At 44.0% G+C, this 25,930-nt stretch carries 23 protein-coding genes, 2 pseudogenes and 1 riboswitch; of the genes and pseudogenes, 12 read left to right on the top strand and 13 right to left on the bottom strand.

Annotated features, from left to right (window positions below; genetic code table 11):
• Positions 1-119 precede the first annotated feature (119 nt).
• Positions 120-2,119 (top strand): annotated as a pseudogene (locus B853_RS18780) (methyl-accepting chemotaxis protein).
• A gap of 36 nt (positions 2,120-2,155) precedes the next feature.
• Here the strand turns inward: B853_RS18780 and B853_RS18775 are convergent.
• Positions 2,156-3,514, bottom strand: a complete 1,359-nt coding sequence (locus B853_RS18775; protein WP_038886254.1) for a diguanylate cyclase — start codon at positions 3,512-3,514, stop codon at positions 2,156-2,158.
• Positions 3,515-3,652: 138 nt separating this feature from the next.
• Between B853_RS18775 and B853_RS18770 the strand changes: the two genes are divergently transcribed.
• A complete protein-coding gene (locus tag B853_RS18770) occupies positions 3,653-4,246 on the top strand; it encodes an alpha-ketoglutarate-dependent dioxygenase AlkB family protein (RefSeq protein ID WP_038886252.1) in 594 nt (197 codons plus the stop codon).
• 108 nt (positions 4,247-4,354) lie between these two features.
• Positions 4,355-5,464: a DUF3541 domain-containing protein gene (locus B853_RS18765; protein WP_038886250.1), complete on the top strand. Its 1,110-nt coding sequence runs from the start codon at positions 4,355-4,357 to the stop codon at positions 5,462-5,464.
• Between the two features lie 44 nt (positions 5,465-5,508).
• Here the strand turns inward: B853_RS18765 and B853_RS18760 are convergent, their stop codons facing one another.
• Complete coding sequence (locus B853_RS18760; RefSeq protein WP_038886248.1) at positions 5,509-6,345, bottom strand: DUF481 domain-containing protein; 837 nt, start codon at positions 6,343-6,345, stop codon at positions 5,509-5,511.
• A gap of 191 nt (positions 6,346-6,536) precedes the next feature.
• A complete protein-coding gene (locus B853_RS18755) occupies positions 6,537-7,301 on the bottom strand; it encodes a ferredoxin--NADP reductase (protein ID WP_038886246.1) in 765 nt (254 codons plus the stop codon).
• A 209-nt stretch (positions 7,302-7,510) separates the two neighbouring features.
• Here B853_RS18755 and B853_RS18750 point away from each other — a divergent pair.
• Positions 7,511-7,962: pseudogene (locus tag B853_RS18750) on the top strand (acyl-CoA thioesterase).
• 642 nt (positions 7,963-8,604) lie between these two features.
• Here the strand turns inward: B853_RS18750 and B853_RS18745 are convergent.
• Positions 8,605-8,823 carry a VF530 family protein gene (locus B853_RS18745; RefSeq protein ID WP_005436214.1) on the bottom strand — a complete coding sequence of 73 codons (219 nt, stop codon included), beginning with the start codon at positions 8,821-8,823 and terminating at the stop codon, positions 8,605-8,607.
• Positions 8,824-8,955: 132 nt separating this feature from the next.
• Between B853_RS18745 and B853_RS18740 the strand changes: the two genes are divergently transcribed.
• A complete protein-coding gene (locus tag B853_RS18740; protein WP_038886243.1) occupies positions 8,956-9,885 on the top strand; it encodes a LysR family transcriptional regulator in 930 nt (309 codons plus the stop codon).
• Here the strand turns inward: B853_RS18740 and B853_RS18735 are convergent.
• A complete protein-coding gene (locus B853_RS18735; protein ID WP_038886241.1) occupies positions 9,882-10,172 on the bottom strand; it encodes a putative quinol monooxygenase in 291 nt (96 codons plus the stop codon). The two genes, B853_RS18740 and B853_RS18735, sit on opposite strands and share 4 nt — an antisense overlap.
• A 185-nt stretch (positions 10,173-10,357) precedes the next feature.
• On the opposite strand from B853_RS18735, the gene B853_RS18730 reads away from it, so the two are divergent.
• From B853_RS18730 to B853_RS18705, 5 genes are all read left to right on the top strand, one after another.
• The gene (locus B853_RS18730; protein ID WP_038886288.1) at positions 10,358-11,794 is read left to right on the top strand and encodes a helix-turn-helix transcriptional regulator; all 1,437 of its coding nucleotides are present in this window, start codon (positions 10,358-10,360) and stop codon (positions 11,792-11,794) included.
• A 129-nt stretch (positions 11,795-11,923) separates the two neighbouring features.
• A complete protein-coding gene (locus tag B853_RS18725; RefSeq protein ID WP_038886239.1) occupies positions 11,924-14,581 on the top strand; it encodes an alpha-amylase family glycosyl hydrolase in 2,658 nt (885 codons plus the stop codon).
• A 494-nt stretch (positions 14,582-15,075) separates the two neighbouring features.
• Positions 15,076-16,995 (top strand): tetratricopeptide repeat-containing diguanylate cyclase, encoded by a 1,920-nt coding sequence (locus B853_RS18715; protein WP_038883013.1) that lies wholly within the window; start codon positions 15,076-15,078, stop codon positions 16,993-16,995.
• Between the two features lie 130 nt (positions 16,996-17,125).
• Positions 17,126-17,533, top strand: a complete 408-nt coding sequence (locus B853_RS18710) for an SPOR domain-containing protein (RefSeq protein ID WP_010452876.1) — start codon at positions 17,126-17,128, stop codon at positions 17,531-17,533.
• A gap of 107 nt (positions 17,534-17,640) precedes the next feature.
• The gene (locus tag B853_RS18705; protein ID WP_038883012.1) at positions 17,641-18,345 is read left to right on the top strand and encodes a class I SAM-dependent methyltransferase; all 705 of its coding nucleotides are present in this window, start codon (positions 17,641-17,643) and stop codon (positions 18,343-18,345) included.
• Between the two features lie 70 nt (positions 18,346-18,415).
• Here the strand turns inward: B853_RS18705 and B853_RS18700 are convergent, their stop codons facing one another.
• The 4 genes from B853_RS18700 to B853_RS18685 all read right to left on the bottom strand — a co-directional run bounded on the left by B853_RS18700 (position 18,416) and on the right by B853_RS18685 (position 21,833).
• Positions 18,416-18,889: a peroxiredoxin gene (locus B853_RS18700; RefSeq protein WP_038883011.1), complete on the bottom strand. Its 474-nt coding sequence runs from the start codon at positions 18,887-18,889 to the stop codon at positions 18,416-18,418.
• A gap of 139 nt (positions 18,890-19,028) precedes the next feature.
• Positions 19,029-20,246, bottom strand: coding sequence for an OmpP1/FadL family transporter (locus B853_RS18695; protein ID WP_038883010.1), 1,218 nt, complete (start codon positions 20,244-20,246; stop codon positions 19,029-19,031).
• A gap of 99 nt (positions 20,247-20,345) precedes the next feature.
• Positions 20,346-21,335 (bottom strand): efflux RND transporter periplasmic adaptor subunit, encoded by a 990-nt coding sequence (locus tag B853_RS18690; protein ID WP_038883009.1) that lies wholly within the window; start codon positions 21,333-21,335, stop codon positions 20,346-20,348.
• Between the two features lie 3 nt (positions 21,336-21,338).
• Complete coding sequence (locus B853_RS18685; protein ID WP_038883008.1) at positions 21,339-21,833, bottom strand: hypothetical protein; 495 nt, start codon at positions 21,831-21,833, stop codon at positions 21,339-21,341.
• Positions 21,834-22,002: 169 nt separating this feature from the next.
• Between B853_RS18685 and B853_RS18680 the strand changes: the two genes are divergently transcribed.
• Positions 22,003-22,926: a LysR family transcriptional regulator gene (locus tag B853_RS18680; protein ID WP_038883027.1), complete on the top strand. Its 924-nt coding sequence runs from the start codon at positions 22,003-22,005 to the stop codon at positions 22,924-22,926.
• A 179-nt stretch (positions 22,927-23,105) separates the two neighbouring features.
• Complete coding sequence (locus B853_RS26545) at positions 23,106-23,276, top strand: diguanylate cyclase domain-containing protein (RefSeq protein WP_227741873.1); 171 nt, start codon at positions 23,106-23,108, stop codon at positions 23,274-23,276.
• Positions 23,277-23,352: 76 nt separating this feature from the next.
• On the opposite strand, the gene B853_RS18670 is transcribed toward B853_RS26545, so the two are convergent.
• The 4 genes from B853_RS18670 to cspE all read right to left on the bottom strand — a co-directional run bounded on the left by B853_RS18670 (position 23,353) and on the right by cspE (position 25,796).
• Positions 23,353-24,357 (bottom strand): adenosine deaminase, encoded by a 1,005-nt coding sequence (locus tag B853_RS18670; protein ID WP_038883007.1) that lies wholly within the window; start codon positions 24,355-24,357, stop codon positions 23,353-23,355.
• 100 nt (positions 24,358-24,457) lie between these two features.
• A riboswitch (purine riboswitch) is annotated at positions 24,458-24,557 on the bottom strand.
• A 315-nt stretch (positions 24,558-24,872) separates the two neighbouring features.
• On the bottom strand, positions 24,873-25,013 hold the full coding sequence (locus B853_RS18665) for a PA3496 family putative envelope integrity protein (RefSeq protein ID WP_010452856.1): 141 nt from the start codon (positions 25,011-25,013) through the stop codon (positions 24,873-24,875).
• A gap of 62 nt (positions 25,014-25,075) precedes the next feature.
• A complete protein-coding gene (locus tag B853_RS26540) occupies positions 25,076-25,285 on the bottom strand; it encodes a hypothetical protein (protein ID WP_010452854.1) in 210 nt (69 codons plus the stop codon).
• A 298-nt stretch (positions 25,286-25,583) separates the two neighbouring features.
• A complete protein-coding gene (gene cspE / locus B853_RS18655; RefSeq protein ID WP_005426339.1) occupies positions 25,584-25,796 on the bottom strand; it encodes a transcription antiterminator/RNA stability regulator CspE in 213 nt (70 codons plus the stop codon).
• Positions 25,797-25,930 lie beyond the last annotated feature (134 nt).

Here is a 25,930-nt window from a genome sequence, read left to right as displayed (position 1 = left end):
CAAAAAGAACGGATGTCATCGCGAATAGTCAACAGTTCCCATAATGGCTCTCCTATACTTTGATTAATAGAGAAAAAGTAACTTCATATCAACATGATCAAAGACAAGCTGGAGGCAAAATGACAAGTTTACTTCGTCGATTTCCATTATATATCGTCGTATGCATAGCAGCCGGAGTTCCTCTGGTTATTGCAATCATATTGTCTACGCAAAATGTCTTGGAATTAGAACAACGAGCCAAATCGCGATAAGGGATACACAACTCGTTAATCTGGCCACAAATTACGATAATTTGGCGCATAATTTGGCAGTAGAAAGAGGGCTAACCGCAGGTGTGCTGGGCAGCAAAGGAAACCCAGAGATTATCAACAAACTGCGTCAGCAAAGAGTAAAGGTAGACAGTGCCATCTTAGCTCTGTCGCAGTCTGAAACAGACACGCTAAATAGCAATCTCACCACATCGCTTGCACAAGATGTGAAGCAACAACTCTCAAAACTGAATAAAGTAAGGGAGGGGGTAGACAAACTGGCCCCTCATATTTCGCCTTTTAATTACTATTCCAACCTCAATCAGCTCATCATCGACAACATCAAGATAGTGATCGCAGAAACACAGAGTAACGAACTCGCCCTAATAGGAGACTCTCTTGTTGCGGTAGTCACAATGAAGGAGCGCGCTGGACAAGTACGCGGAGCACTTAATGGTGTCTTTGCGAGCAAAACTGCCACCCCAGTACTGTTCTCAAGGGTCAAAAGTTACATCCAATCAGGGAACTACGCCCTGCGAATGGCTCATATTGCGATGTTACCGATATACCAACAACAACTAAGGCAGATACAACAGGATTCGGCGTGGAAAAACGTAGAAGAAACTCAACTGCGCTTTTTAGCACAAGAAAACAATCTCGGACAAATAGAAGGGCCTTCGGCTACCGAATGGTTTCCTGCTGCAACGCAGAGAATTGGATTATTGAATCAGCTCCGGAATGACATGCAATCAGACATGTTAGCTCATGCTGAAGCTTTACTAAAAGACTCGGTATTCAACCGCAATGTCCTTATTGGCGTCACCCTAATCGCCTCAATATTGCTGCTGGGTCTAGTATCGACGCTAGTACGTAGCTTGAGATATCGAGTTGGCTCCATGAAACAGAAACTCGGCCATATGACTGAACAACATGATCTTACTGTTGAACTCACCCACAATGGACGTGATGAAATATCTGCTATTGCGAACAGTATCAACCAGTTAACCAAGAATATTAAAGACTTATTATTCAATGTAACGGATACAAATACTCACAACACCGAGCGTTTGAATAGTATTGTCGACTCAACTCAGGAGTTAGACAATAGTAGCCGTTCAACCATTGCTAAATGTGACAATATCGCCACTGCAATGACAGAACTTGCTCAGTCAAGTATTGAGATCGCTCAATCCACGGAGAGAGCGTTGAGTGACACTAGTGAAATGAATAATAAAGTCCAAGAGTGTCAGCAGCAGAGTGAGCGTTCATTCGTCTCCGTAAAAAGCTTACTTGAGCAAATCCAAGCGACTGAACAGTGTATGGCTGAGCTGGAATCCGACACACAAAGCATTGGCCAAATTGTTGAAGCGATTAATGGTATTTCAGAGCAGACAAATTTGTTAGCGCTCAATGCAGCAATTGAAGCCGCGAGGGCAGGAGATCATGGTAGAGGTTTTGCCGTTGTCTCTTCTGAGGTTCGAGACTTAGCTCAACGTAGCCAAGAAGCAACAGAAAATATCAGCAAGTTATTAGATCAGATCACTGAAAAAACGCGATTTTCTGTGGAAAACATGGCCAAAAGTAAGAATGCCAGTGATATTACTTATGAGGCAGTTAAGCGCGTTGACGATAGCGTGTCATTGTTAGAAACCAGCATTGAAAATGTCAATAATCACATCAACACTATCGCCCACTCGACAGTAGAGCAGTCTAAAGCTTGCGAAGCCGTCGACAAAGATGTCGACATATTAGCAGAGATAGCCAAAACAACAGGCCAACAAGCTGACACACTCAGCGAAGTGGTTTTGGGGTATCAAAAAGATACTCAGGAGCTGAATACGCAGCTCAGCAAGTTTAAGTTAGTTCATTAGCAACTCTAAAAGCAAAAAGCCTTGATTATCAAGCTTTTATAATCCAAAGTGTTTCTGCTTATACATCCGCTCATCAGCAATTTTCATCATTTGTTCCGCTGACATCAAAGAGGGTTGGAAAATTGCGTATCCCATACTCACTCGAATATAGATCAACTCATCTTCATAAATCACAGGCGTAGAAGAAAGAATATACCTGAGTTTTTGTAGCAAATTTTGGATATTGTCTTCTGATTTAGGGTTATGCATCATCACCAAGAATTCATCCCCTCCCATTCTTGCAACAATATCAGAACGTCGAAGACTGTTTTTGATTCTATCAGCACATGCAACGAGTACTTTGTCACCCGCATCATGACCATAGGTATCATTGATGTGTTTAAATCGGTCTAAATCGATATTAATGAGCGCAAAGTCGTAATGCTTGTCGTAACGCTTCGCAATTTCAAATTGCTGACGATAGGACTTCATGAAGTAACGTCGATTCGGTAATTTCGTCAGCTCATCGTGGAAAGCCCGACTTTCAGCAATCAAATACAATCGATAAATAGTAATAAGGAAAAAGCCCAGAAAAAACAGCACCGGATAACCGATTAACCTTGCTACATTCAACTCATACCAAGGAAGCTTATGATATAAATCACGGCTCTCATATACTTCTAATGCCCAGCTACCATATGGAAAACGAACGGTCTCAGCAGCAATCACCTCTTTTGAGTTGGATTTGTCACCAAAGAAGATATCTCCCTGAGATCCCATGCTGTTGTAACCCCGAATGACAAGATCACTCAACATAGAGTAATCAAGAACTCCAGAAGTTCTTAGCAAGCTTTCCATGTTAATCACCGTGCTAATAGAGCCCCAATACTCATTGTTTTTTGGAGGGTCGACAAACACAGGAACACGAACAATAAGGCCTCGTCCACCTTGAACTAAATTTACTGGCCCAGAAATAAAGATCTCTTCAATATCTCTTGCTTTTTGGATCTGAGTCCATTGTTCAGGCACTTTTCTATAATCTAACCCGATAATGCGCTCATTACCTTCCGTCGGATAAACATGTTGGATTACATCCTTTTGAGCGATCCCAATGATTTCTATATGATTGCTTTTTAATAGGATTCGATTAGAAGCATCCTCCAACTCTGAAGCATCTGGACTAGATGAAAGTGTTACTAATGTGGCCAATGTGCTAGTGGCATAAATATCTGCCATCATTTCTGCTTCTAGGTTAGAGCGAATGACGGACAACTTTTCCCTCGCTTTTACTTGAAGTCGCTCTTGTAAGAGCAGATGCTGATTGTGCTGAAAAAGCTCAATTCCACCAATGCAACAAGCAATAAAAGTGAGGAAAAACAACGCAAAACCATAGCGTTTCTTCGACGAATATCGCATCGGGTCCTCACTGTCTCGTGACAGTCACGAAATTATTATTGTTAAAATAGTTATTAAATTAAAGAATAACCAAGGCAAATAGTAAAAGTAATACCTAGTTGGTAGTTTTATCACTTTCACAAAAAAAATGAGAGACAGATGCGGGAAAATTTATTTAAAAGCTCACTTTATCAACAGATTCCAAATGGGAAGCTCTACTTTCAACAGGACTTTCTCTCCACAAGAGAAGCGGACCTTTATTTTAATACCCTACGAACCACCTTACCTTGGCAACAGCAGTCAATTAAGTTGTTCGGCAAGTCTGTCTTACAGCCTAGGTTGCAATCTTGGCATGGCGATCGCTCTTACACCTATTCTGGTTTAACTATGGCCCCTCACCCTTGGACGCCTGAACTACAGAAACTGCGTGAGCGTATCTCCTGCCTATGTGGCTCTCCGTTCAATTCTGTTCTCGCAAATTTATATAGAAATGGTCAGGACTCGATGGGATGGCATCAAGACAATGAATCCGAGCTCGGCCCAAATCCAATCATTGCCTCTGTTAACCTTGGTGAATCAAGACGTTTTTTACTTAAGCATATACACGATAATTCCATCATTGAACTTGAGTTAACTCACGGCTCGCTGCTTGTTATGGCAGGTGAAATACAACACTATTGGAAACACAGTGTACCCAAAACAAAGTTAAACAAGGGAGAGCGTATCAACCTTACCTATAGAATGATTAAGTAAGCGATAGAAACCGTGATATAAAACAAAACATTCGCCTGACCAATAGCTTACATTTCACTAGATTATCAGTGGTACAGTGAACCACTCTTCTTGTTATGGAATGTTGTTATGCGTTGCAAGCATCTTGGCATCGTTATTTTTCTCTCTGGCTCTCTGGTGGCCAACGCTCTCGCTGTCGAGGAGACGCCCCCTCTTACTTACTCTCAATCAGCTCAGGTCATTAAGACCACTTACGAAAGCCAACTTTTTTCTCTTAGCGCGTTCAAAGAAGGGCACTTTGGTCTTCGCATGTACCGTCAAACACTCGATGAAAAGTATATTCCGGCAATCTGGACTGATATGGCACAAGTGGCAAGTCGCTTAAATCGCATTGCTGCCCGAGTACACTCTCCTGAACAGATCATTCTATATTCAGAAAAGCGCTTAGCTGGATACCATAAGAAGCAAGATGAGCGAAGCCAAAGACGATATACAGTAACAAAACACCACCCTGAGTACATTTTCCTTGGCGTTGATCTCCTAGGGGCTTTAGCAAGAGCAGATGAATATGGATTGAGACATATAGAAGATCAAAAACTCAGAGAAATCATCAAGCGCTATGACTTTTCAATCTATGCAAACGACCCTGAAATGATTGAGGCTTGGGCTGCACAACTAGCCAATCAAGTATATTGGTTACGTCAGTTAGGAGAGCAAGACGTAGTCGATGAGTTTACACGTACATTTCGCGCAACTTACCCAGATGAGAATGACAAAAAGCTTTCTCCACAGCAGTACATGAACAAGCTCTATGGCATGACTCACATCATCTTTGCCGACTCTCGTTACTACCAAAACCAAATAGATGAAGCGAAACACCAATGGATTTACGACTATTTCCGTGAGAATGTAGACACAATCTTGCTGAGAGCAAAGGAAGATGTGATTGCTGAAGTTGGTATCACCTTTTTGCTAGCAGGGCTGGAGGACGATCCTGTCGTGGCAAAAACAAGAGAAGCCATCCAGAGTTCCATTGACTTAGAGCAAGGGATGATCCCATCCGTTGATGGCGAGTTTGATCTTCAATATGGAGAACACAGAAATGTTCTCGCAATCATGTTGTTAGATTGGCAAAAAGTAAATCAAGCTCCCTACTTCAATCGCCATTCAACTGCATTTAAAGATATTCCTTACGGATTGGAACCTAAGTCTAAATCCGGTAGTGCTATAGCCAAATGATTTCAATATGAAGAACTCAGAGTACTATCACTTACTCAAGTTCACTAAAAGCGGTATGCCATCGTAAGCATTGGACCATAAAACCGATAGGTCACATCTAACGCAGACTTATCACTTTCATAATCGACGCCAACTTCGTAATAGTTGAATGACCCCGTCATGCTGAATTTCTCGGTGAAGAAGTATTTCGCGCCAATGTCCACTTCGAACAAGTAACCCTCTATATCGTCTACGGCTAAATAAAATACCTGCGCATGGCTTTTTAAAATCCAACCTTCAGTCAAAGCGTATTCTGCTCGAAGGCCTAAATCTGGTAATGGCGCGGTGACATCATTCAAAACCGCCTCATCCACAAACATCACTGGGATTTCATCCACCCCACTCACTTTAGCTCCAAGCTTACCGTCCAGGCCTAAAGACAACCACATAACGTGTAATCCAGCTAATACATCCACCGCCCATTTATCGCTAGTGTAAAACTGATAACCGTACCCTACACGCGCAATATCTATGTTCAATTCAGTTGTAAGCTTTGAGCCAGCTTGAACCGCATAAGTCGTACCATCAACGGTAATTTCAAAAGGTTTGGTCACTGCGGTGCGGGTTGCCTCTCGATGTAGGCTACGCCAATCAGCATACACACTGTGCTTTTTGTTGAAGTAATACTCCACTTCAACATAAGGCAGCACGGTAAACTCTTTCAAATCAAGGTCGGATTCGAAATCAATGGTGCGTATTTGGTCGAGGTAAGGGTCGTAAGCGTTAAGTTTGGTGTCGGTACGAGAGAAAAATCCGCCGACTTCAATCTCCCATTCTCCAGCAACGACGCCAGAAGAAATGAGAGTAGCGAGGCACACTGTCCAACCAGCTTTGTTCATCATCCTTGAATCCTAAGCTATTGAATTTATTTCTTAAGATAATTGTAGCCATAGGAACAGAAATATGGAAAGACGATTCGATCGCAAGTTTAGGTGAAACGATAGGTTCAATACCAAACCTGCGAATGACTTAATTATTTGTCAATGCATGCCAACTCTTATTGATTTGATTGGTTTGTAACCGTACTCAACAGCTACCAATATCTTTCATATATAATATTGCCGCCAGTTCGAGCACGGTACTTCTCTAAGCCTAAGTCCTGCAGTACCGGAGAGGTGTCTTTGATCATCTCTGGATTACCACACATCATCACAAAGCTGCTTTGTTTAGAAAACGGTAAATCAGCACGATTAACCAGCTCTCCTGAAGCAATCAGCTCTGGGATACGACCTTGTAGCTTGCCTTGAACACTCTCACGACTGACAATTGGCACATAACGCAGACGACCTTCATAACGTTGTTGAAGCTGTTCAATCAGGTATTTGTAGACTAGGTCTCTTTCATAACGCACACCATGTACCAGCACAATATGATCGCTATGCGGCAGCAGGTTTATATCATCTAGCAAAGAGAGAAATGGTCCAATACCAGTACCTGTTGAAAGTAGCCAAAGGTCATTGGCGTGTTTGGGAATGGTATCGTGAATCAGGTCGCCATGTGCCGTTTCACCAACGTAGATGCTATCGCCGGTTTGAAGCTGTTGCAGCCTTGGTGTAAGTAGCCCTTCTGGATTCGCGACGACTAAAAATTCAAGCCATTCAAACTGTTCACTGGGTGCATTCACTACCGAGTAAGCTCGGCTGATGGGATTACCCTGTTCGTCGAGCAAAGCGAGTTTGGTAAATTGTCCGGCTTTGAAGGAGAGAGGCGCACCGGAAACCCTTAAGCTGAACAGTTCACCTGTCCAGTCGATTCGTTTTTCTACTCTGGCAAGATTGAAACCTTTCAGTTCTGTCATTGGACATCTCCTTTTGGTCAAGCTTACTTAAACCTACGCCTCACAACTGACTATGTAAAGTATTTAGTTTACAAAAATAAGCAACCATTCCATTTCACAATTTAAATACAATTTTATTACATTTTAATCAGTTCCATCTAGAATAAATACTCAAAGTGATAAGTCGCTAGGTAAATTGCAGCAACATCGATGTAAAAGGAACATGAGCAATGGATACGTTATTAAAAGAATTCCCAGTGATCACCGAAATAAAAGTCGCTTGGGGAGAGATGGATGCCCTACAGCACGTCAATAATGCTGTGTACTTTCGTTACTTCGAGACCGCGCGTTTAGACTACTTCAACAAGATTAATCTACTGGTTGATTTGCAGACCTCTCACATCGGTCCTGTGCTAAGTGAGACCCAATGTCGCTACAAACTACCCGTAACGTTTCCGGATACGCTCTTGATTGGCTCACGAGTAATCGACATGCAAGAAGACCGCATTACGATGGAATACCAGGTACTGAGTAAAAAGTGGGGTAAGATTGCGACAGTTGCGACTGCTACTGGTGTGATGTTTGATTTTAAGAACAACGAGAAGGCATCGATTCCAGAGCACGTACGTCAATCGATTTTAGACTTGGAAGGCACCGTGGTAATACACATCATTTGGAGTAATAAAGAGGCGAAATATTAGAATCGAGATTCCCGACTGTGCTCCTTCGTCGCTATCGGGAATGACGCAGAGGAACTCTTCCAGCCTATGCGATGAGAAAAGTTATGTCATTCTAGCGAGCCAAGGCGAGACTAAGAATCTTATTACAGCCTGCTGCAAACCAGAGAGCGATGAATTACCTCAATATATTCTGAGAGTAGATTCTGAATCACGCTCGTTCCTCACTGTTCAGAATGACGGTTCTCACTTGGGTGCTCAGCCCTACAATACGAGCTCAGACGTCATTCCGGACGAGCCTAAGCGAGCCATCTGGAATCTCGCTTTAAACATCACAACAGAGATCCCCAACTACGCTCCTTCGTCGCTATCGGGAATGACGCAGAGGAACTCTTCCAGCCTACGCGATAAGAAAAGTTATGTCATTCTAGCGAGCCAAGGCGAGACTAAGAATCTACTTACCGCTTGCTGCAGACCATAACGCAATGAATAAACTCAATATATTCTGAGAGTAGATTCTGAATCACGCTCGTTTCTCGCTGTTCAGAATGACGGTTCTCTGCCCTACAATACAGGGGTAGACGTCATTCCGGACGAGCCCGAGCGAGCCATCCGGAATCTCTCTTTTAAACGTGCACCAAATCCGATTAGCAGAACGTCTCGATGTACAGCGCTTCCACTTTATCTCTTGCCCACTGCGTTTTACGCAGGAACTTCAGCGACGATTTTATTGAAGGATCTTTCTTAAAACAGTTCACTCGAACGCGCTCATGCATTCCATTCCACCCAAAATGTTCAACTAAACGGGTAAGGATTTTCTCTAAACTCAACCCGTGAAGTGGGTTATTCGGCTGCTGTTGGCTCATGCTGTTGATCCGGTAAAATGAAGTTGCGCGCTAATCTAACTCAAACTCGCCTTGCAACCTAATGTTTTAACCTTGAATTGCCCTGCGACTCTCCCCTATAGTAGCCCAAACTTCTAAAAAGCCCTTTTCATTATGAAAGCCCTCAACGATCTCAATACCTTTGTCGAAACCGCACGCCAAGGCAGTTTCTCAAAAGCCGCCAACAGTATGGATATGACACCAGCAGCCATTAGCGCATCGATCAAACGTCTTGAAGGACAAATCGGTTTTCCGCTGTTTGTACGCTCCACTCGTAGCCTACGTTTAACCTCGGAGGGGGAACTATTTTTAGATAAAACCACCCAAGCACTGGCAACCTTGCAAGAAGGGTTGGACCAGATCTCAAGCGCGCGTGGCGAGCTATCTGGTCAACTGCACATCACTGCGCCGTCTGATTTTGGTCGCAACATGCTGCTTGATTGGGTCGATGAGTTTATTGATATCTATCCAAATGTCTCTATCAAACTGGAGCTCTCCGACAGCCTGACAGATATGTACACCAAACCTGTCGACATCGCTATTCGCTATGGCGAACCGTCTGACTCAAATCTCATCATCTTGGCATTGTGCGGTGCAAATGAGCGTATATTGTGTGCATCACCTGATTATGTCGCTAACCATCCTCCACTCACTCAACCAGAAGACCTGACCCTACATAACTGTTTGTGCTATATGGTTGCCGATTCCACCTATAACAAATGGACACTCACACACGCAGGTAACACAGAGCAAGTAACAGTAAGTGGCAAACTACTGAGTAATGACAGCGATCTATCACATCGCTTAGCGCTTAAAGGGAAAGGCATCGCCAACAAATCTCTGATGGATATCAGTCAAGATTTGATTGAGGGAAGATTGGTTCGCGTATTACCCGAGTGGGATTGTGGTCCAGTGCCCCTTTATATGGTTTGCGCTGACCGCCGTTTGCTCACCCCAACGATTCGAACTTTTCGTGATTTCATTCAGGAAAAGTGCTGCCAGCAGAGAGAAAAGGTGCTGGCAACATTCTGTCCGAGTCGTTAACCAACAAATCTCAAAGGGCGAATTTGCGTGTATTCAAGCAATGCGTTTTCTTCTAATGTAGAAAAACATTTTGCGATATGTGGGCTTTGTAGGTGCTTATCTAATGTTTCTTGCGATGCCCAAATTTCTTGGAACATGAACAAGCCTTCGATATTCTGGTCCAGATACAATTCGTATTGGCAACACCCCTCTTCCTCTCGAGTTGGCACAAGTAAATCTGTCAGCAATTGGGTAACCTGTTCAATGTGATTTGGAAAAGCTTTAATTTCTGCGACTAGATGGATCATGGTTAAATCTCTGTGATTACGTTTATGTATTCCAACAATTTATACTTTCCAGTCCAAGAGAAAAATCGACGTTAGTTAATAACATCTTCAAAATAAATTTGAAAATCTTAGGGGATTGAGCAGACTCACTGAACTTGAGATTGCCATGAGTAATAATGCTCGTTTACCGCGACGTCACTAACTTTATGCTGCCTGAAAATAACACCATAACGACCTTTCTATGCAAAAAACTAGGCCATAACCACCTACGAATAGCGGGTGAATATTGGCACATCGAAAAGCTGGTTGCCTTGCAATGTATGATGCTACAAGAGGCTCCAAACCTGCGTGAAGGTCTGCTGTGGTGGAGCAAAAGTGTTTCGCTGTTCGACCGTCGGCTATACGTTGTTTTCGAACACAATGATAACCAAATTCAAATGCAGCTAGAGTGCAGAGCTACTGAGATGCCAAGCTGGGCAGAATCGATTTATGGCCTGCTGCTAATGCAGTTGGATCAGCTAGGTTTGAGTGAATTTGTGCACATTCAACTTCACAGCCATGACCTTCTTTCTGCTCATTTCGAACTAGAAGAAGAGAACAACCCGAAACGGAACTCAGTCGTGTTCGACTTGGTAAAACATGTTTATTTGCTGCTTTCTCACCAACCAATTGAACAACCGGAATTATTGAGTGTGCTTAATGCCCTGTTCGTCAAAAACAGCAACTACGCACTGAAATTAGAACAAGCCGCGCTGCAACTGGGCGTGTCCAAGCGCACCTTACAACGTCGCCTGCAAGAAAAACAAATGAGCTACTCCCAATGCGTCGATTTTGCCAAGAAAAAGCACGCACTAGCCCTACTTGCTGACACCCAGCTAACCACTCAACAAATCGCCTATCAGCTCGGATATGAAGAGCCATCTAACTTTCATCGAACCTTTCGCCGTTGGTACCCATTTTCACCAATGCAATATCGCCAGCAGTGTTTGGATAACCGAGCTCAAATCAATCTACAACCTATCCGGTTGAGCTACGCGAAAGCCAATACCCTAGCCGAGAACGACATTGATCAACCCGTCGGTAAAATCTGGATGGAAGTGGATAACATCGCATTCGAAAAAGTCGTGTCAGTGGAGTGCCGAGACCGTGATGGTGTGTGGCGCCGTTACCCCGCATTCTTCGAACGTTTCTTGAATAATGGCACCGAACTATGGGCAACAACAGAGCTTCCTGTCGCTCACCCACTAACTTTTAGGCTGTGCTATGAAGTCGATGGGGAGCGCTACATTGATAACAACCACCAACGTGATTATGTCGTATCGAAAGGCCTACTGATAGGAACAACCGAGTATATCGTTCCCACGCGTCAAGCTATCCGCTGCAATGGGCAGTACACACTGTTTATTGAACTGGCCAACCGCATCAAAGAAGCAACAAACGTAGATTGCTTCATTGATGAGGAACCAGAGCCCTACGCAATGGAGCTCACACACAGCTCGGAAGAATATACCTGTTGGACGCTGCAGTTATCATTACCAAGTACAGCCAAGAAGTGTCAATTTCGCCTCTATGATTCAACAGGAGCTGAATTAGCAAAGGAACACTATCCTAAACAGTATCCAATTGTGCAATCACTCAGTTAGAACTGTTGCCTAGATCATATTCATTAGTGCGTGACATCATTTCACGTCTCTTTTGGCGTAAAATGACACTCTAAGTTTCAAGCATTTATTTTATCGTTTTCGCATTGCTGCACAACGGAGACAATAACCGTGTTTGAAACCTCATCTAACCCTATGAATAAAATAAAAATACTTCCTCTAGCCATTGCGCTTGCGCTATCTGGCTGTGGTAGTGACGAAACCACAACACAAGATCCAGGTAGCCATGTGGCATCTCCTGATTGGCAAGACCAGATCATTTACTTCTTGATGATCGACCGTTTTAATGACGGCGATAATGCCCTTAACGATCAAGGTCAAAATGAGTTCGACCCAACTTCTGATAAGAAATTCAGCGGTGGCGATCTTGTCGGTATCAGCGACAAATTAGGTTACATCGAAGATTTGGGCGCTACCTCTATCTGGATCACGCCACCAGTTGCTAACCAATGGTGGGACGCAGAACAAAACTACGGTGGTTACCATGGCTATTGGGCTCGCGATTTCCAAAAAGTGGATGAACACTTCGGAAACTTAGAGAGCTATCAAGCACTAGCGCGTGAAGTGCATGCTCGTAACATGTTTTTGATCCAGGATATCGTTACCAACCATGTCGGCAACTTCTTTACTTATGATAATCCATACAGCTACGACCCAAGCTTACCGTGCCAGGGGTTCCGTATCATTGAAAATGCACTGCCAGCAGGACAAGAACTGCCTTATCCACTAAACATGAATGAGTGCAAAGAAGATGGCACAGGCTCGTACCACTGGACACCAAGCATCACTGATCACAATAACCCAGTACAAGAAAAAACCTGGCAACTGTCTGATCTCGATGATCTCAATACTTCCGATCCTGAGGTACGTGCATACTTAAAAGAGAGCTACCGTAAATGGATCCGTGAAGTGGGCGTCGACGGTTTCCGTATCGACACGGTTAAGTTTGTTGAGCACGATTTCTGGAACGACTTCCTTCACGCAGATGATGGTGTAATGACTCAGGCTGTAGATACTGGACGTGAGAACTTCCTTACCTTTGGCGAAGTGTTCGAAGCTTCCACACCTTACAACACCGAAGGTGAAGCGAAGATGCTGACTTACATTGGTGAAAGTGGCTCGCCGAAACAGCTTACCTCGGTTCTAAACTTCCCTCTACAAGCGACCATGACTCGAGTTTTTGCTTCTGGTCAACCAACTGACTATCTTCGCTTCCGCCTCGAGAAGATGATGGAGATGTTCCCGAATCCATACATCATGCCGAACTTCATTGATAACCACGATATGCCGCGTTTCCTATCGCAAGGCAGTGTCAATGACATGAAACAAGCACTGATTACCATGATGGCGATTCCTGGGATCCCTGTCATCTACCAAGGTACAGAACAAGCGATGTCTGCAGCTCGCGACGCGATGTTTGCAGGTGGCTACCGTGAAGATGGTGATTATGTAGATTCATTTGACCAAAACAGCGAAATGTATTTGTTCATCCAAGAGCTTGCCAAACTACGTACTGAGAACAAAGTCATGACGCACGGTGAGCTCAAAGTGATTGGTAGTGACAAAGCAGGTGCTGGTGTCTTTGCGTTTACTCGCACATTAGACAACGATGAAGTGCTGGTTGTCATGAACACATCAAACTCACCAATGCTGATGAACCAGCTCGATGTTGAGCAAACGGGCGGCACCGTTTTCAATCAGCAAATCATGTCTAACTGGGCGGATGCACCAGAGCAGTTAGTGGCAGATGAAAATGGTCATGTAACACTCGAGCTACCTGCCAAGTCTGCGGTCATTTATTCAAAGACAAACGACACACAATCAGGAGACACTCCAGACCTCAACATCCAACTGGCGCAAGATTGGGAAGGGCAAACTATCACTGATGATATCGTGATCACTGGCAGTGCCAACGCGAATGAGAAGTTGAACCTTGTCGTCGACGGTAACCTAGAAACCGCGCAAGCTATTACGGTGGGTGCTGACGGTCAGTTCAGTGCGACTTTATCTACCCGTCACTTTGCGATTGGCGAGCAGCAACACCGCTTTGCAATTTACTCAACTGACAAAAAATCGGGTATTGAAGACGTAAACTTTGTGTCGAACCTGAGTTGGTCTAACACGCCAGACGACACTATTGATGACGCAGGCGATGCGCAAGACGGTATGGGCGGTCAAAATGGTAACTACTCACTACCAACCGATCCAACGTTTGACAAAGACAACAGCCAACTGGCAATCAATAAAGCTGAGGTGTTCACTGTCGGCAGTAACGTACGCTTGACCTTCACCATGGACAAGATCACTGATACTTGGTTGCCGCCAAACGGTTTTGACCACGTTGGTTTCACCATTTTCATTGACTTACCAGAAGAAGCATCAACGAACTTATCCGAACTACCAAAAATCAACGCAAGCATGCCAAGTGGAACTTGGAGTCGCAATGCCGTTGTGTTTGGCTGGCAGAGCTCTATCTACAACACTAAAGGTGCAGACGCGACAACATGGGGTGAGGCAGTCACACCAGCACCGACGGTAACCGTAGATAAAGCCAACAACACCATTTCGATGGACTTTGCAAGTGACGCACTTGGTCGTCCTGACTCGCTTGATGGTATCAGATTCTATGTGACGACCTGGGATTTGGATGGTCTGTCTGCCACTTACCGTCCGTTAGAACAGGACAAAGGCCCATGGAACTTCTCTGGTGGTGCATCGGATGAAAGCAAGATTTGGGACGATTTACCAATCATTAGCTTATCTGAATAGTCACTAAGACCCACTACTAAAACCAAAAAGCAGCTCACCGTCGAGCTGCTTTTCTTTGCCTCTGAAATAGCTACCCGAATATCTAGGGTCTGTTGACCTTTTGAGCTGATTTTTGCAGCAGTTTGTGGGTTCTTTATGCAAGGCAGAGGCTTTGAAATGTAGTTGCCCTACCTGATAAGCCGATAACGCAGTAGAAAGGAGCCACAAACGCTGCCCGAAGGGTTCGGCTAAAAGCGTTTTACTCTTTGTTGAGAGGATTTTGCTTAGAATAACTAGGCTACAAACCTCTCGCCGCGATTAAAACCGCTTTTATCTCGAACAAAATTTAACCGCAAAAGGTCAACAGACCCTAATTACCTAATCTTCACACTTATATGTCAATCAATTCCTATGCAAGCTTGGGAATGCATTTGATTGATGTTATTGTCCGCTTATGAATCAGATGCTTCTAAAAAGAAAAGTCTTAATATAACTGAGATGGAATGTAATACCTCGTGAGAAAAAGCTATGTTGTCACGTTGCTAGCTGCTCTGCTTTGGGCAGTGGTTGCTTTTGCTTTACACGATTACTGGCGTGACGATACGCCAGTGCAGCAGTTACCCACTTTAGATCCTGAAGAGTTGCTAGCCAAGTCACCCGTTGGGCAAGTATTGCTTGATGTTAGTGAGCTAACGTATGTGGATTCGAAACGCGCACAAGAAGTCTTGGCAGCCGTCGGAATGCCGTTTACCACAGATCTTGAAAAGTCTTTTGCACTCTATTTGCAATACCGCTTAGCTCGCGCAAATGATGAGCCTATCCGTGCTCAGAGTTATCGTCAGCAGTTACAAGACATCACCAAATCATCCGAGCAACCTTGGTTAGAGGCCTTATTGCTGGCCGATAGTGCAATGGACCATACCTTACATGGACGAAATAAGCTTGGTATTACTGAAATTCAACTAGCGATCAAGATTGCTGAGCGCGACCGCCTTCACTCCCTATTGCCAAAGCTCTACAACATTGCCGGCGCATTGAGTAACGCAACCAATCAATTAGTGGATGCGCAACGTTACTTTTTAGATGGGCTCAATACTGCAAATCAGATTAATCAAGAAGCATACAAGGGAACGATTTATAACAACCTTGGACTTCTCTATCTGCATATTGAAAGTTGGGATAGAGCACTAGAATTTATTCAAAAAGCACAGCAAGTCTATTTGGCACGTCATGCTCGTGGTGACAAAGCCAAAGGGCTTCAAGTGATGTACCTGAATGAGGCGCATATTTACAATCGCCAAGGCAAAGTTGACCTAGCACGGCAAGCGTATGAAGAGTCAAAGAAATACTATAAACCGACATCAACCAACTTGCGCTATCACCTCATTCAGTTAAAAGGTAAAGCAGATCTATTGCTGCTCGAAGAAAACTATACCGATGCGCTTAAAGCCACGCAGCAATGTGTTACGTTGCCTTCTGCCGCTGATTACCCTGTTGAGTATGGACAGTGTTATCTAATCATGTCCAAGAGCCAGCTTGCGTTAGGGCTACCTGATCAAGCTATGAAAAGTGCAGCGGCGAGTTTGGCCGCATTTGAGTCGATTAAACACGAGCGTTGGATTATTAGAGTCGCGGAACAAAAGGCGAAAATTTTTGAAAAGTTTGGCGAATATGAGGAAGCGCTAAACACGTACAAGCACTTTTCCATCAATAGAAAAAAACAACTGCTGGGTAAGGTATATGATTTGGAGCAAGCCTTTGCGACGGAGCATATTCAACGTGAAAGAGACCTATTAGAAGTAGAGAAACGCTTGGCGGAATCTGAATTAGACCAAGAGAAACTTCGTTTTCAGATCGCCATTTTTTGGATTGCGATCTCGGCAGTAGTATTGGCATTTGCCGTTTCTAGAGTTTTAGTGACGCAACGTAAAAACCAAGAGCTTCAACAACTTTCTCTGCTTGATCCTCTTACTCAACTGCATAACCGACGTTATTACTACGATCAAATTGATCACCCTCACCAGTTAGATGCGCAAACACCGTATCGTGTTGTGCTTTTTGATATCGACAACTTTAAAAAGGTGAATGATGTTCATGGGCACGAGGCTGGAGATCGCATTCTAGAAGGGTTCTCAGAGCGATTGAGGTTGCATTTACGCTCTCAAGAATTGCTGATTCGTTGGGGTGGGGAAGAGTTTTTGATGTTATTAAAAGGTAGCGATGACCTGCCGAATCGCCTTGAAGCCATACGCCAACACATTGATGATGTATTGTTTGAAGCAGGGGAGGAAAACCTGCATATCACTACTTCTATTGGTGTCAGCCATGGCGGTTTGATAGAGACATTTACCTATAACGATGAGTATTTCCGCCGAGCAGATAAAAGCCTTTATGAGGCGAAGCGAAACGGGAAAAATCAGGTGGTACTCCCCTAGCGAATTCATTGCTAATCAAGCGGCAGATTGAAATGTTCAGTCTGCCGTTTTTGTTTTTAGTTTCATATTCTTGCATTTATGGTCGCCTAATCCGTAAGAGAACCATTCAGAACAACAAACGGAGTTACGCGTGCGCAAGATTCTATCTTTGACATTGGCGATTTCACTTACTGGCTGTGTAATGCCTCAGCATCAACCAACAGAGGCAGGGCAGTGCGTAGGTGTGATGTCATCGCAAGATGCTTATGGCTACCTCAACCCAAACCATTACACCATGCAAGTATTGGCGCTGAAAAAAGAGAAGGATGTAAAAGAGTACATTCGCTACATTGACCCGAAGCACCCAGTGTGGGTGAACTGGAAGAATAGCCGAGGCACTCGCTGGTACACGGTAACGGTGGGAGACTTCAAGAGTAAGCAGGACGCCTACAATGCGTTGTCTTCTTTGCCTAGTCGAGTTAAGCAGTCTTCGCCGTTTGTTTTGACGTTTGGAGAAATGAAAAGTAAACAAGAAACCAATGTGGTTCGAATGCGCTAGTGCTGTCACTCATCTTCTCCAATATACGCGAAAGATCACGCTTCTAACGCGCTTTGTTATCGGGTATTTTCTAGTCTTCGCATCCCACTTTTTCTGTTGGAGTCACCATGAAGCAAGAAATGTACACCACTTACGCAAAGCAATACGATTTAGCGGCGCAAGATAACTTGTACAACGCGCACTTTGAGCGCCCAAATACGCTTGAACTTGTCGGTGATGTGGCTGGCAAAAAGGTGCTGGACTTAGGCTGTGGTTCAGGTATTTACGCGCAAATTCTTTTGGAGCGCGGCGCCACTTCCGTGACTTGTATCGACGCTGCGCAAGAGATGATTGATATCGTTAAAGACAAGCTTGGTGACTTGGTCGACGCTTATGCTCAGAACTTGGCACTTGGTTTGCCAGAAGAGGCGAATGCTCAGTATGACTTAGTGATTTGTCCTCTGATGGTTCATTACATTGAAGATTTACGCCCATTGTTTGACGACATTCAACGTGTTTTAAAAGCGGGCGGTCAGTTTGTATTTTCAACTCACCACCCTTTTGCGGATTTCGAATGTTCGGCTTCAGGCAATTACTACGATAAAGAGTTGGTAGAAGATATATGGAATACGGTAGGAGAACCGGTTCCTGTGGCATTCTACCGTCGTTCGTTACAAGACATTACCAATGCAATTGCTAGCAGTGGCATGGTGATGCTGGCGATTTCAGAAGGTAAGGTGAATGAAAAGATTCGAGAAATTTCGCAAGAGCATTACCAACGCTTGGCGACGTTCCCTAATTTCATCTTTATTAAATGTGTGGCGCTGAGCTAGTTAAATCAGTGAGTTCAGATAGAAAAAACGGAAGCGATGAGGCTTCCGTTTTGTGATCTTAGCGATGAGCTTAAAGTGCTGCGAGAATGGTTTCCGCTTTGCTTGCTTCAAATGTCTTTGGTTCTTCAACGTTCAATGTGGTGACCACGCCATTGTCGATGATCATCGCGTAACGCTGTGAACGAACGCCACCGAAACCACCTGTATCCATCTCTAGACCTAATGCCTTGGTAAAGCTTGCGTCACCGTCACCAAGCATTAGAAGCTCAGATGCGTTTTGCGCTTCGCCCCAAGCTTGCATCACGAATGCATCGTTTACAGATACGCAAGCAATCAGATCCACACCTTTCGCTTTGAGCTGATCAGCCAATACAACATAACCAGGCAAGTGCGCTTCAGAACAAGTTGGCGTAAATGCGCCTGGTACGGCAAATAAAACCACTTTCTTATCTGCAAAGAGTTCGGTTACTTGGTGGTTTACCATGCCCTCAGCCGTCAGTTCGCTTAACGTTGCAGCAGGCAATGTTTGACCTTGTTGAATCATGACTTCTTTCCTTTTAGGTATATATCGTTCACTCAGTCTAGCGCCAAAACTACGGGTTAACCACAGACGAAATGTAAGGGTTTAATCTGATTAAGGTAAAGTGCATTCAGTGAGCGCTTCCCTGCGCTCACAGTGACGATTAAAACTGATAGTTGAATAAGACGCCAAAGAAGTGAATATCGGCATCGTAATCACCGCGCAGTGTACTTTCTGCTGGTGAGCCTTCAAACAGAGTATATTCAATGCTAGGGGTTCCACCGTAGTAGTATTCATAATACATCTGCATGCGCCATTGCTTATTAATGTCATAGCTTGCACCAGTGCCGAACTTCCAGATCTCACCAGTAGGCACATCTGGATACTGATAGCGAGGGTCATCTTGTGGTGATGTTTCATAATAAAGGCCACCTTCTAGACGCCATTGCTCCGTCAGTTGATAGTGCATACCTACGCTCGCAGAGAAGGTATCCTCCCAGTTTCGAGCGATATCAGCTTCGCGGTTTGTTAATGAGATCGAGGTATCAGAGATCTTACTGAAGTCTGTCCAACCTAAACTCCACATCGCAGCGACTTTCTCATTTAGGCTGTGATAGCCACTTAATAGAGCCGTAGCAGGCATAATGATGTTGACTGAAGAATCCACTTTGTTTGAACGAGTTTTTAGCTCCCCATCCATGTCGTGTTCGATTTGGGAGCGATAAGCAAAGCCAAACTGGTTACGTTCGTCCAATTTGTAAAACGCACTTAAGGTGTAGCCGAACTCAAGACTTGAGCCTGATGCATCAATTTGTGGAACTAAACCGCTGCCTGAACCTGCAAGCGTTTGGTTGAGCATGCCGTATTCAGTGACTAAACCTACACCAACAGAGAAGTTATCTTGCACTTGATAGGCAATACTTGGATTGAACTGAACCGTAAGAAGTTGAGCGTCTTGTAGTAATAAAGCGCCAGAAAATTGAGGGCCATAATCAATCACAGAACCGCCTGAAGAAGCGATTGCTAAACCCGCTGTCCATTTGTCATTAATGGGCTGAACAAGGTAAAATGAGCTCACCGGCATCGCTGTTCCTGCTTGGGTTGAGTTTTCACCTCCACGGAATAAGCCAGTTGAACCTGCATCAGTGTACTCAATATCAGACACCATGCCTTGTAGATTAAAGGCGATGGCAGTGGATTCGAACTCGGACATGGCGGCTGGGTTAGCAAACGCTGTTTCAGCGCCTTCTGCGATAGCTTGTGCTCCGGCGCCCGCAGTGCTGATGTTCATCATGCCTAGTTCAGGGAACATGTAACCTGCGGCAGATGCATTTGCAGCAAATAACGAAAGAGTGATAAGAGAGAGTTGTGTTTTTTTCATTGTAAAACCTGTGAGCCATTCGAGTTAGTGAATGGCTTGTTGGTGTTTGAAGTAAGAAATAGACAGTATTGATAGGGGGCAACACCGCCTATTAAAAAGTTAAATTGCGTTTAAGTAGGATTTGTACGAGTGCAGGCGAACGGTTGCTGCGCCAATCACATCAATGAAACCAAACAGGCTGTGTGGCTTATTCGCCGCAATCCAAGCAGAGCCTGTCGCGCCAATTGGGATGGTTTTGCCTTCGGGCTCAAAGATTTCTAGAATCACCGTGCGGCCGTGACTACTAGTGTTTGAGCCTACATGTTGACGCACGCTTTGTGGCCCCTGTAATGGTGAAACGGATGATTCTCCGGTACCCGCAGTGATACTGTGTACGCGAGCACGGAAGACTTCACCTGGGTACGCATCAACGTAGAATTCAGCAAACTGTCCTTTCTCGATGTAACGGTAGCTTTGATCTGGAATACGCATTTCTAGGAATTTACGTGATGTGTCGTAGATGTGCATGTTACCTACGCGGCTGCCGTCTGCTACGTTCACGACAGCTACTTGGCCGTCATAAGGAGCGCGAACGGTTTTACGTTCTTGCTCAAATTCGGTCTTTTCTAGATCTGCGTGTAACGATTTTAGTGACGCTTCTGCTACGCGAAGTTGAGACTCGTAGTACTCAATATCTCGACCTTTGAAGATCTCTGGTGACGTTTTCCCACGAACGATGTCGCGTTTTAATTGCGCAACGTTCTCTTCTTGTTGAACGATGCTTGCTTTGATTTTTTCGACGTCCGCCAAGGAAGTGGTATCGGCTAGGGTGTAAATCACATCCCCTTTCTTTACGACTTGGTTGTGGTCTACATAGATATGGTCAATCTGCTCGCGAAACAGTGGAGACAGAACTGAGTGGGGCGCTTTCACTGTGGATGAATAAGTCAAATCAACCGGAGCCCAAAGGCGCGAGAGGATCCCTAACACCACAAGAATGAAAGCACCGCCAGAGATGATCCAAAAGGCGCTTTTAAACGTCCACTTAATTGCCCCTGTTGAGACCAAAATCCACATGATCAGAATGTATGGAATCATTACCTCTTTCATGGTTTATTCCTCCGTCACTTTGGTTGGTGTTTGGGGCTTTGAAGCCAGGCGACTATTACGAATGATGTTGCTTAACGAGCTGCCAATGTGCTCCCAGTTAGCGAAGGCGATGATCAGCGCGAGAACCCACCACGCTTTATGGATGAACAAACCACAAAGGGAAAGGGCAAACACCAGTTGGATGTGAGAGCTTTTCTTCTCTTGAGCTCGATGTAGGGCTACTTCATGGATCTGCCATAGCAAATAGATAACAAAAAGGGCAAGCGCTATGGTGACAGAGAAGAGGTAACCGCTGAAGTATTCGGAGTTGAAGATCACCATCATGGTGTCGTTAGGGGTATTGATAAACATGCTCATATCAATGTCTTTCGAATTGATTGTGCCCATGGGAGCGAGTAAATACGCACCACCAAGCATCAGAGCCATAAAGATTGAGAACTTTAGTAACACCATAAAAATCGCAAAAATAACGCGACCTATGGCTTTTATGACGTTCATAGTTATACCTTTTGTCTATGTTATGAGGGTAAACCGTTGAGCGCGTGATTGTTATTATTCTGAGTGTTATCACGTGCTCATGATTGTACGAAAAAGCGTCATAAGTAGGGTGATAAACGATATAAGTTAAGCTAATATCACGTGGAGATATTTAGATATGGCATTAAATATGAAACACTCTGACTACAGCCTCATCCCCACGTTTGTCGCTATCGTGGAAGAGAAAAGTTATACCAAAGCTGCGCAGCGACTTGGGGTCAGCCAGTCAGCCGTTAGCCAAGCGGTGGTGAGACTTCGTGAGGTGTTTAAGGATGCGTTATTTGTTCGAGGTAGCCATGGGGTATCACCGACAGCGTTTGCCATTGATATATATCCTACGCTGGCCAATGCGGTTGAGAATATTGCTTATATGCTACCTGAGCACTCCCGGTTTAATCCTGCGGAATGCGATAAGCGTTTTGTGATTTCGTCCCTCAGTGTGTTTGGTTTCACGCTTCTGCCTGAACTCTCTGCGTTAATCAGTGAAAAAGCCCCCAAGGCAACGACACGTATTGAGCCACTTTACACCATGGATTTAACTAACTTGCTTAGAACGCAGCAGTGCGATTTGGTGATTGAGGCACAAACTAATTTACATCCCCATCTTAGATCTCAGGTCTTGATGTCAGATAAGCTTACGGTTATGTGCCGAGCTGATCACCCCCGACTCACCGGGGAGACAATCAGTATTGAAGAGTACCTAGCTGAAAAGCATGTAACTTTGTCTCAATTAGACCAGCAAAGTGGTTACTTGATCGGGAGGGGTATCAAGGATGAAGAGATATTGGGGCAACGAAAGGTCGCGTGGCAAACAAGCAGCATTATGGAAATGTTACCTGTGGTTCAACATTGCGATTATTTGGCGTTGATGCCCCTGATTCTGTTAGATCAATATAAGGGTATGCATAACTTAAAAGCGCTAGAAGCGAGCTTCTTAAAAGAGCCTATTGAAGTTGCAATGTATTGGCACTCTTCACGTACCAATGACCCTAGTCATCAGTGGTTAAGGGAGCAATGTTTCTTAGCAGCTGAGAAGTTTACGGTCAATTATTAGATTTAAGCGAAGATTTACCAAATACCATATGGAAGGTTAATTCATGCCAATCTAGACTGTAGATATATTCCTCAGTATAGAAAGGTCTTTGTGCGTTGGGAGGTGAAGAGTTCGTTATTGTCGTTGTCGAAGCGCAGTTGGAATAAGCTAAATTTGCCGCTTCTAACCTTCTTAAGCAATTGAAGGATGTTGATTTTTCGCCTGTTTCTAAGGTGACAGTCAGTGCTGGCGTAGCCACATACCGCAAAGAAGAGTCATTTAGTGGCTTAGTTATGCGAGCTGACAAAGCGCTATATCATGCAAAAAGGTCGGGTAGAAATTGCGTTAAAACCGAGCGAGATGCATCATGAGGTGCGTAGCGAAATAGGAATGCCAAACAACAAAATAAGGGCTAGATTGCTAGCCCTTATTGATTTGTATTTATAATCAGTGATTCGCTAAGTAATCAGTCACTTGAGCGCGGTACTTCGCTTTAAGCGCTTCGCTAATGAAACTCGCGTCAATGGCATTAATTGTAAACTGAGCCAGTTCTAGCTTTGTCATTGGGTGAGCGTTACTTACCGCCATGAAGTTATCCGTCATATAACCACCAAAGTAAGCCGGGTCATCCGAGTTTATCGTCACTGCAACACCTTTGCGTAGCAAGTCGACAATATTGTGCTGCGCCATTTCATCAAACACGCACAGCTTGATATTCGATAACGGGCAAACCGTCAGTGGCATCTTGCTTTCAATCAGCGCTTGCATCAGCGATGCATCCTCAACACAACGAACACCATGGTCGACACGACTGACGCTAAGCATCTCGACAGAATCGACAATGTTTTGCGCCGGGCCTTCTTCACCTGCGTGCGCGACGGTCAATAAGCCAGCTTCTTTTGCTTGTTGGAAAGCGCGTTTGAATTTTTCTGGTGGGTGACCGAGCTCTGAAGAGTCCAAACCGACACCGATAATTTTGTCTTGATGGTCAAGTATCGATTGTAGTGTTTCAATGGCGCTCTCTTCCGACAGGTGACGCAAGAAGCATGCGATGATTTGAGAGGTAATAGCCAACTTCTCTTTGCCATCTTGCATCGCACGGTAAATACCGTTGATGACAGTTTCAAACTCAATACCGCGGTCGGTATGGGTTTGTGGGGCAAAGAAGATCTCTGTATGAATAACGTTGTCGGCTTTGCAGCGCTCTAGGTATGCCCAAGTCAAGTCGTAAAAGTCTTGTTCCGTACGCAGCGCGTTGGCGCCCTGATAATAGATATCTAGAAAAGACTGTAAATCTTCAAACTCGTAAGCTTTGCGCAATGCCTGTGGTGACTCGTATGGAATGTCGATGTTGTTGCGTTGTGCCAGTTCAAACAACAATTCTGGCTCTAGTGAACCTTCGATATGTAAGTGTAACTCTACCTTTGGAAGACCTTGAATAAATACTTTCATAATAAACTCCCACTTTTTCTTATGGTTGTTGTGGATGCAATTACTCTAAGGATAGGTATAGATTGAGAAAAATCGAACGCCATTACAAAGAGTAAGATCCACAGTGATCTCGACTCTTCGTAATCAGCACTTTGCGGGAACTGGTAGAGACCCCCAAACCATATCATTGGGGTTATACGAAGCAAACGGTCGCGATTATACGCCAAAACTGAGGCTTGGCTAGAGTTGCTGATGAATTTGTTATTTTAAAAAAGGGAGGAACGTGTTGGCGTAGTTGAGCGATAGATTAATCGCGCAAGGGCTGATTCATCGCATGATGGTTTCGTTGTCAGCACACACCTTGCTGATCTTCGAAGTTCAGTGGCTAAAACTGAATATCATCACGCGAGAAACATTGGGAGTTATATCGAATCTACTGTGCATTGCTCATTGTGAACTGAGAAGGGGTGGCGATACCTTGCACATCGATATTTAGATTGAGAAGAGTAGAGAAGAGAGACTGAAAGGGAATGTGTTTATAGTTCGAACATTCTATCAAATTCTCTTTGCTCCATGATGTCTTCAATTCGGCGGCGCGTTTGTTGTTTTATCGCAGCTGCGTTTTGTTCAGACTCTTTCTTTTCTTGCTCAATCTGCTTTTTCGTTTTCTTTGCCATGTTTTTACCTTGGGAGTTTCTTCCTAAATATCCGCATTAATTATTAATGCACTAAAATTGATTTATTTAATAATAAAACTTCCTAGCTTTGAACCTGAGTCACACAGAATGTCACCAGAATAGGTTTTTTCGCAATATTTAAAATCAATGAGATAACAAGCGGATTGGAGTTTCGGTAATATGTGACGCCTTAAAATATCGCTGTTCAGTTGATTTATTTTTGCGCACCAAGAGATGTCGGGTTGTTTTAAACGGAATTCAATCTCTATCATTTATTCTCCTGTTTTTTAGTGATCTTTTCTTTATTCATTAGTTGATACCAGTGTCTTTGACGACCTGTTCTTTTAGACATAATTTTTCCTAATTTTAAGTAAGTGAAATACCAACGATGGCTATGGTGTTCTAACGATAGATACAGCGATCCAACGATGGATATCGTATCCGCGCCCCATTTATTTTAGGCAGCAGAAAACCGAGCAAATTTAAATTGCGGGCTGTTAAGTTTGAGGAATTTTTGAAGGGGGAGAGAGTTTGGTGCAGCAAGGAAATGCTGCACCAAGAAAAGCTATCTTATAGAGGAGTAACTTCAGTCGCTTGAGGACCTTTTTTACCGTCTTCTACATTGAAGCTTACTTTCTGACCTTCAGTCAAAGTTTTGAAACCGTCAGCAACGATAGCGTTGAAGTGTACGAATACATCTTGGCCGCCGTTGTCTTGAGTTAGGAAACCAAAACCTTTAGTTTCGTTGAACCATTTTACTGAACCAGTTACTTTACCAGACATAAAAACCTCTGAAATTAAACAATAATATACGAATTGTGGTGGATCTTTTTTAAGCTATTGAATGTGCAATCAAGAGGAAGTTTTACGCAGGAGTCTGAATCAATGATTCAGGATGTTACTGAGAGGGAACTTAA

Source organism: Vibrio rotiferianus CAIM 577 = LMG 21460 (genome assembly GCF_002741985.1).
GTDB classification, from domain to species: domain Bacteria; phylum Pseudomonadota; class Gammaproteobacteria; order Enterobacterales; family Vibrionaceae; genus Vibrio; species Vibrio rotiferianus.
Note: the sequence above shows the minus strand (reverse complement) of the source record. Positions and strands in the feature narration are given on the sequence as shown.